The sequence below is a fragment of the Chitinophaga sp. GbtcB8 genome, from assembly GCF_019091455.1.
Classification (GTDB): domain Bacteria; phylum Bacteroidota; class Bacteroidia; order Chitinophagales; family Chitinophagaceae; genus Chitinophaga.
On the sequence record NZ_JAGXJN010000073.1, the window covers coordinates 1 to 8132 of the forward strand.

At 50.0% G+C, this 8132-nt stretch carries 6 protein-coding genes; all 6 read right to left on the reverse strand.

Annotated features, from left to right (window positions below; genetic code table 11):
• Positions 1–1338, reverse strand: a 1338-nt coding sequence (locus tag KVT36_RS31205) for a TldD/PmbA family protein (RefSeq protein WP_217607340.1), incomplete at its 3' end; no start/stop codon positions are given.
• Positions 1339–1567: 229 nt separating this feature from the next.
• The gene (locus KVT36_RS31210; protein ID WP_217607341.1) at positions 1568–3079 is read right to left on the reverse strand and encodes a hypothetical protein; all 1512 of its coding nucleotides are present in this window, start codon (positions 3077–3079) and stop codon (positions 1568–1570) included.
• A complete protein-coding gene (locus tag KVT36_RS31215; protein ID WP_217607342.1) occupies positions 3076–5214 on the reverse strand; it encodes a hypothetical protein in 2139 nt (712 codons plus the stop codon). The genes KVT36_RS31210 and KVT36_RS31215 overlap by 4 nt, the downstream gene beginning before the upstream one ends.
• Entirely contained in the window at positions 5207–6601 is a 1395-nt protein-coding gene (locus tag KVT36_RS31220) for a BatA domain-containing protein (RefSeq protein ID WP_217607343.1), read from the reverse strand. The genes KVT36_RS31215 and KVT36_RS31220 overlap by 8 nt, the downstream gene beginning before the upstream one ends.
• 3 nt (positions 6602–6604) lie before the next feature.
• The gene (locus KVT36_RS31225; protein ID WP_217607344.1) at positions 6605–7495 is read right to left on the reverse strand and encodes a DUF58 domain-containing protein; all 891 of its coding nucleotides are present in this window, start codon (positions 7493–7495) and stop codon (positions 6605–6607) included.
• A gap of 127 nt (positions 7496–7622) precedes the next feature.
• The coding region (locus KVT36_RS31230) for a MoxR family ATPase (RefSeq protein WP_217607345.1) at positions 7623–8132 on the reverse strand (510 nt) is incomplete at its 5' end.

Here is an 8132-nt window from a genome sequence, read left to right on the forward strand (position 1 = left end):
AAACTGGAAGTTGTAACCCTGCTGGGCCATGGAGAATGGGGCGACGCCAACAATGTTAATGCCTTTCTCTACATTTTTGATCATATCATCCACGCTTAAGGGGCTGCTACCGGGTTTCAGCGATACGTTGGGCATGCGCTGGAACTGTACATCCTCCCAGCTTTGCGCATAACAGCAACCCTGTGATTCTTTGAGGCCAATAATATGCGCCTGGTCGCGGATGGCCTGATAGTTTACCAGCACGCCTTCTTTGATCAGGTCCCACTCTTTACATTTCACACCTTCATCATCATAACCTACAGCGCCCAGGGAACCCGGCTGCAGCTTGTCCGCCACAATATTTACCAGCTTGCTGCCAAACTGGAAGTTCTTGGATTTCCATTTACCCAGCGTCAGGAGCCTGGGGCCGGCATAGTTGCCTTCATAACCCAGCACACGGTCCAGCTCTGTAGGGTGGGCTACCGATTCATGAATGGTAAGCCACAGGTGAGAGGGGTCCAGCACCAGGTCGTACTTACCCGGTTCTACGGTTTTAGCTTTTATTTTCTGCGCTACATCGGCTGTAGCATTTTTAACATCTTCCAGTATATCGTAGCGGTCTTTGTAACGGGTTACCACACCGGTCACTTTATTGTTGCCCGTAGCGGTCAGGTACTCATAACCCATACCTACCGGCGAGCTAAGGGAGCGGCGGGTCTGAAACTTACCGGTGGCCTTATCTATCTGCGTAACGTTAAAGAAAGGGTAAATGCGGTGAATGTCCTGATCAATATAAGAACCGTCTGTGGAGGCAAAATACTTTTGCTCATTCACTGCCATAATAGCGGAGTTCACAAAGTTAGCGCCGCCCTGCAGGGCAATAGCATTCACTTTTAACAGCAGGTCTACCTTATCTTTTACCGGTATTTCAAACGCGTTTTTTTCAATGGGCGTTTTCCAGCTTACATCTCCAAAACCTTTCTGCGGGGCCAGCTGCACCGGCTCCGTGGTAATTTTGGCATTGGCTTTAGCTACGGCTACCGCCCTTTCCGCGGTTTTAATAATGTCTTCTTTGGTAACTACATTGGAAGCCGCAAAACCCCAGCTGCCATTGCCAATAACGCGGATGCCTACCCCAAAAGATTCTGTGTTGGAAATACCCTGCACGCGTTTTTCGCGGGTAGTAATAAACTGGTTCAGGTAGCGGCCTATGCGCACATCCGCATAGGTAGCGCCTTTGGCGCGGGCGGCGGTTAATGCCACATCCGATAGCTGTTTTTTCATGCCCACATCCATGCCCTCCAACAAAGCCTGGGCAGGATCAATGGCATTACCGGCCAGTAAAGAGCTGGGGATCATAAGGGCCCCAAAACCCATTGCCGAAAGCTGGAGAAAATCTTTTCTGTTCAAGGCGTAGCCCTCCTTAGGTTTTAATTACGAATGCTTAGTGATGGCGGATTTCACTTAATTCGTATACAGATGAAAAATGCGGTTTAGAATTGGTTGTTGTAATGGTTAGATCCGGTTGTTCCGGATCACGGTTTCCACTCCATGAAAGTTAGAACATTCCGCAAACTATTTCATGCCGTTAGACCATTTTTTCTTCCACCCATAAAAATGTAAGGGCTAACAGCAATAGTATTACGATATATATTTCAGGCAGTGTGGATGCATCTGCGCCGGCCGCTGTTATACTGCCCCGGTGCTGCTGTTCCCCCACAGCAATGGGCTGCCAGGCCCTTTCATCAAAAGCATACCAATGGCAGGTATCGCCGCTAGCAGCTACAGCCGCCTGCCAGCCGGCCTGCATGGGCCAGTAAACGCCCTGCCATTGAAAAGGTAATACAGCATCCTGCGCCAGGCTCAGGCGGGCGCCGTTTATGGTTGCCGTAGGCTGTGGCATGCTGGTTTCCAGGCGTAATGTTACCGGCATACGCACCCTGGGTAATGCTGTACCAATAAACCACTGCGCGGTGTGGGGTTTTGTACGCGCTGCTTTTTGTAACAATAACGACCACAGGTTTTGATAGCTTTCCCTGTTACCCGCTAACAGCCAGCTATAGGTAGTATGCAGTGTAGTATTCACCAGCTTACCGCTGCCATACAGGCTGCTGCCGGCAAGTATATGCTGCTGTGCATCGGTTACCAGCGCCTGCGTACCGGGCGTAGAGGTAATGTATACCGGCGCTTCCATACGCAACATAGCGGTAGTGCCGGCTAATTGTAATGTTACCGGGCGTTCGCTTTTATCTGCCGTAGCTGTAAGGGGAAAGGGCTGGTTATAAAAATTGCGTACCGCACCGCTGTCTGTTTTAACCAGCAGGCCCAGGCCTTTGTCGGCCACCTGTGTGCGGATGGCTGCCAGTTCCCGGGCATTCAATGCTGCTAATGCGCCTGCATCTGCCACCAATACATCAAAAGCATTCAGCAGCGCAGGTGTAAGCTGTTCCAGTGGAAAGCGGGTAGTATCCAGGTAGGTATAGCTGTATTTATTTTTGCTGATGGCCGTGCGGGCAGCTACCATATAACCGTTTTGCGATAGCCAGCCGGCCAGGAACTTATGCTCAAAATCCGGTGCAGCGGCCAGCAGCAGTACCTTCAAAGGTTTTAGGGGTACTACTTCCAGCGGGATCGTCTCTTTTTCAATAGTATCTTTTGCTACCGCTATTAAGCTATACAAAGCCCGGCCTGCTTGTTTGGGCCGGGTGTTAAAAATAAAAGATTGTTGCTGCTGCGCAGGAATAGTAACAGAATCCAGCCGCTCATTAAACCCGCTCAGTAATAGCTTAACAGGGTGGTTCCCTTTGTTATTAAAAAGTCCCTGCACCTGTAAGGCGCTGCCGGCACTTATTTGCCGGGGCCAGTAAATAGCTGTGATACCGGTAGGCGTATCTATAGATTGAAACACGGTTTTAGCAGGGGTTACCTGCCGCTCCTTACCAATGGGCAATATTAAATATGCCAGGCTTAGCACTGCCAACAGCGAGGCCAGTAAGCGCGCTGCCAGCCGCTTGCGGTTAGGGCGCATCCACTCCTTCCGGCACAGGAATACCAGCAGTAATAAACATATTATAAGCACTATATAATGCAGCGGCATCATTTCTTTTGCAGGTTCATAAAATATTGTTGCGATAAGCTGATGTTGGCAGTAGCATTACCTGCTTGTGGCAGGTGCGCAGGCAGTGGCAATAAATTATACAAGGCCTGTTCTGCTATGGCAACAGCAGCCGGCGGCGCATTTTGCTGTTGTTCCAGCGCAGCCAGTATTTGCCGCATGGCCTGTAATGCAGGCAGGTAGCGGGCCGTAGCCGTTTCAGTAGCCAGCTGCCGGGCGGCCTGTTGTAACACCTGCTGGGAAACAGCATCCGGCAAATGGCTGCCGCTTTTCAGCGTTTCCAGTATGGCCAGGGCGTAGGCCATTTTATCGGTAACAGCCGATGTTGCCTGCTGCTGCCGCAGGGGAAAAATGATCTTGTCCAATTCGCCCGTTAACCGTTTTTCCGGTTTTAAGGGCGGGGTTCTTACACTGGTTTTGGCTACATACGCCCTGGACTTTTGCTGCAGGTCTTTCAGCAGGCGCAGGGCTTTATATTCATAGGGCAGAGCCGCCTGTGGCTGATAGGTGCGCAGCTCCCGCTCTGCATTCCACATTTCCGTAATCGTAGCTTTCAGCTGGCTCTTAGTAGCGGGATCAAAGAAAGTGGCATCTTCAGCAATGTCATGTTTATGGGAAAATTGATCCATGATCTTTTCCGCATTATTAAAATCCTTTGCGTCATTAGATACTGCGTGGTCATGACCATGTTCTTCTTCCAGGCGGTCATCGCCAATATTATTTTCTGTTTCTTCACCCAGGAATTTGCCGTAACGCAGGCGTAACAGGCGCTGATCTATACCCAGATCATTACTGCGGCGCTGAAATGTTTTTTCCGCCAGGGTATCCCTATCGCGGATCAGCTGCTCTGTTTCAATAATGATCTGGCGTTGGCTGCGGAAATATTCCGGTTTCAGGTTCATACTGTTGGCCATGCCTTCAATGTTCATAAGCTGCGCAGTATCCGGCAGCACCACCATATACATGCCGGAGCGGGCAAGCTGCCGGTGATTATCCTGCGCCTGTATGTAAAAATATAATTCGCTGCCGGGTTGCATGCCCAGCGCAGCCAGGTCAAGTGTTTTTTCCAAAGTGTATTGCGTACCAGCGCCGCTAAAGCTTTCAGCAAAGGCAATAGGTTGTTCCTTAAACTTTACCGCTTCCCCGCTGCCGCTGGCTACCGTGGCTTGTATGTGCGCATTGCTAATGCCGTAATCATCTGTTACACTCACTTTAAGGGATATACGTGTTGGCATACCATAATCAATAATAGTATAGGCTTTAGGCGTTACTATATTGATCACCGGGTTCTGGTCTTTAATAATGGCTATTTTATACAGGTCTGATAGCTTGCTATCCAGCTGCACCTGGTAAAACCCTGCGCGGGTGGCAGCAGCGCGGCCGGTCCATTGGGTATGTGTTTTATCAGTTGCTTGCAGGGCAATCCAGGCCGTATCATTTAATACCAGCTGTAAAGCAGCTACCGGCTGGTTAGTACGGATCTCCCATAACAGCTGTGCGCCTTCTTCTGCTTCCAGGTTAAACTGCTGCTGTTGCCGTTTGGCTTTACGGGTATAGGCAGGCGGTTGTATACTAATGGTTACGCCGCTTATTTCCGGTAGTATGTTCTCTTTAACAACGGCTGTTTTCTGCGGTGTTCCGCTTTCCTTTACTGCCCGCTTAGTTTCCACATTTACCCACCAGCCAATGCCGGCACTTACCGTCAGCACTAAAATAAAAGCCAGCATGCATATACGTAAGTGCTTTTTCAGCGGCCGGGGAGTGGGTATGGCATCCAGCGCCTGTGCTATTTTTTGCGCCTGCAGCTGCTCCAGGAAAGTAAGCTGCTCATAAGGCTTTAATAGCAACCCGCTGCTTTCCTCCATTTCCGGGTAAGTGATGTTAAAATACCGGATCACATCTGCTTCAGTAACTTTCCAGGAGTATGCCGGCAGCAGCAGCGCAGTCAGGCAAATAATGGTAATAGGAATAGCCCACCACCAGGCGCCATGCATCATATATACCAGCGTAGTGAACACCACCGCCATGGTAAGGGCTGCCAGTGCACGGCTTAGCAGCGTGTACATTTGCCAGCGTTGCCGTAAAACATGAAACCGGTGCAGGTAACGTACATCAGCCATGGGCAGGGAGTTTTTGTGTTCTTAATACCCACAGCCGTTCTGCCAGGAATAATATTACAATCGCTATCCAGCAAACAGTGCTCAGGTCTTTGGTAACCGGGGTTACCCCTGCAGGTCTTATAACCGCCTGCTGATCTGTGTCCGATGCTAACTGCTGTATAGCAATAGCCCGTTTATCCTTAACAGTTATGCTATCCGGGAATAATAAAGGCAATAACAAAGCAGGGAAAGCAGGGCTCCAGGGCAGCTCATTCCAGGCAGGATCCAGCCGGCTGGAAAAATGATAAATACTGGTTGCGGCACTCTTTTCCAGGCGCAGTACTGCATGGCCGGCGCCATCCCGCCATAAGGCAGCAGCAGTATCCTGCACAGTAATGTTTTTATATAACGCTATTGGCGGCGCATTTTCTGTCAGCAGCCAGGAAGTAGCATTTACAACCTTACCACTATCATATTGCCATATGTTATGCGCGCTTATGCCTGTTGGCAGCGGTTTGGCAGATAACCAGAACAGCCAGTCCGCAGCAGGAGGTAAAGCGGCTGTTTCATGCACTATTGTTATCTCCATTTTCCGCCGGGTAAACTGCTGTATAGCATTTAGCGCAGCTTGCAGGTAATGCGCATCCTGTACATAAGTATCCGCAAAAATAACCAGGCGCCGGGTGGTAGTATCTGCTGGTAGTGGGCCCCTGTTTTCTTCATAGGTATAGGAAGTACCGCCCGGGTTGCTGCTCAGCTGCCGTACGCGGATAGTGCCATTATCCGTTACGTAGTCGCCGGCCTGCCAGGTAGCCACAGAATCTTTTGGCGTATAGGCATTCCAGTGAATACCTGTATCTATGACCGGGCGCAGGCCCTCAAAGCGGTGCAGGTAATTGGGGGTGAACAGGTATACAGAGCGGTTGTTGGCACGTTGCTGTTGCAGCGCCGCTACCAGCGCCCAGTATGATGTTGTATCCGCAAGCGTATCTCCCTTTTCTTCCAAAGCGACAGGTAACCGCGCTTCCCGGAAACCCGGCTGCAAATAATGAAAGGTATAACCTGCCTGTAACAAAGAATCTATAAGCGGCTGAAACTGTTGGTAGGTTTCATTTATATGGGATGGCTCCATTAATACCCAACCCTTTTCTTTATTAAGGGGGCGCTGCTGCCATACCGGTTTTGATAGCAGGAGCGCCAGTAATATGATCAGCAAACAACGCAGCAATAACAAAAACCAATCCCGGAGCTTTACCCGTCGGGATTGTTGCCTGCTGTTTTCCTGCATCAGCGCTACACTGCCTACCAGCAGGGTTCTTCCCGGGCTCATGTTCCATAAATGGATCAGCACCGGTATAATAATACCGGCCATTGCATAAAGCCATATGGGTTGTAGTAGCTGCAACAAAACTTATATCAATGATTTTTGCCGTTGGTTCAGGAAATCACGTAATGCTTTATCCAAAGGTTGATCCGTGCTTATTAAACGGTAAAAGATCTGCTGCTCCAATAGCTGCATACGTGTGGCCGCCAGGTACTGCTGCAGTTTTTCCGTGTAGGCCTTTCTCATTTCCGCACTGTTAATGCTTACTGTTTTGCCGGTTTCCAGGTCCTGCAAGGTAGTATAACCGGCAAAGTCCAGGCCCAGCTCATTTTTACCCATCAGGTGAAACACGATCAGCTCATGCTGCAGCGCCGCTAAAGAGCTAAGCAGGCCGGAGATCTCCCCTTGCTGCTGGTACATATCGGTAATAAAGATCAGCAGCTCCTTCCTGCGTTCCCCGGTAAAAAGCTGTTTGTATTGCACAGGCTCCGTGAATTTGCCGGCCGCCTTTATATTTTCCATCTGGTAAAATATACGCGATAAATGCTGTGGATCTTTCCGCGAAGGCAGGGAAAACAGCTGCCCGCCCTGGAAAATATACAACCCAATGGCATCGCCCTGCATATAGGCCAGGTAAGCCAGCGCAGCAGCCAGGTAGCGGGCATAATCCATTTTAGACAGCGGGCCATCCCGGTGGTTCATAGAGTTACTGGCATCTATGAGGATCCGTACAGAAATGCTGGTTTCCATTTCCGATTCACGGATATAATACCGGTCAGAGCGGGCATACATTTTCCAGTCCAGCCAGCGCAGGTCATCGCCAGGCTGGTAGCTGCGGTACTGGCTAAATTCTAAGCCCGTGCCTTTTACCTGGCTGCGGTTCAGGCCTGCCATAAAACCGTCAATAACCGTCCGCGCTACTAAAGACAGGTCTTTAATAGCGGAGAGTGTGGCTGGATCTAGTAACGGTCGGCTCATGAAATGATGTATGAAGATTGAAGTATGAAAAAATGTGGTTTGACTAAAAAGGAATGCAAAATGCCTGTTGGTCTCTCTGAACCTCCTTCGCCGGTTTATGATCTTACATTCTTTTTAGTCAGGCTCTTTACTTTTCACCTTTTACCAGCACGGTATTTTTCCGGGAGATGGTTTTCAAAAGCTCTCCCGTTACATGATCAGCGGTAATATGTTCTGCTTCTGCTTTAAAGTTCATCAGCACGCGGTGCCGCAATACCGGGTAGGCCATGGCCTGCAGATCTTCCATTACCACCGCATAGCGGCCTTTGAACAACGCCCTGGCCTTGGCCGTCAAAATTAATGCCTGCCCGGCCCTTGGCCCGGCGCCCCAGCGCACCCATTCCTTTACATAGGGCACGGTGCTGGTATCCGGACGGGTAGCGCGTATCAGGTCTGCTACATACTGCACCAGGTCCTCATTAATGCTTACCTCCCGCACCAGCTGCTGTAATTGTTGTATTTCAGCGGCAGCCAGTACAGGCGTTACCGTTACCTTTTTGCTGCCGGTGGTAGCGTTTAAAATGGCGGTTTCTTCTTCGGCTGTCGGGTAGCCTATCTTTATATATAACAGGAAACGGTCCAGCTGGGCTTCCGGCAG

Excerpts from the sequence above, each read along its gene's own strand:
- KVT36_RS31225 (WP_217607344.1), bottom strand. The coding sequence starts at position 7,495 with ATGAGCCGACCGTTACTAGATCCAGCCACACTCTCCGCTATTAAAGAC.
- KVT36_RS31210 (WP_217607341.1), bottom strand. The coding sequence starts at position 3,079 with ATGATGCCGCTGCATTATATAGTGCTTATAATATGTTTATTACTGCTG.
- KVT36_RS31215 (WP_217607342.1), bottom strand. The coding sequence starts at position 5,214 with ATGGCTGATGTACGTTACCTGCACCGGTTTCATGTTTTACGGCAACGC.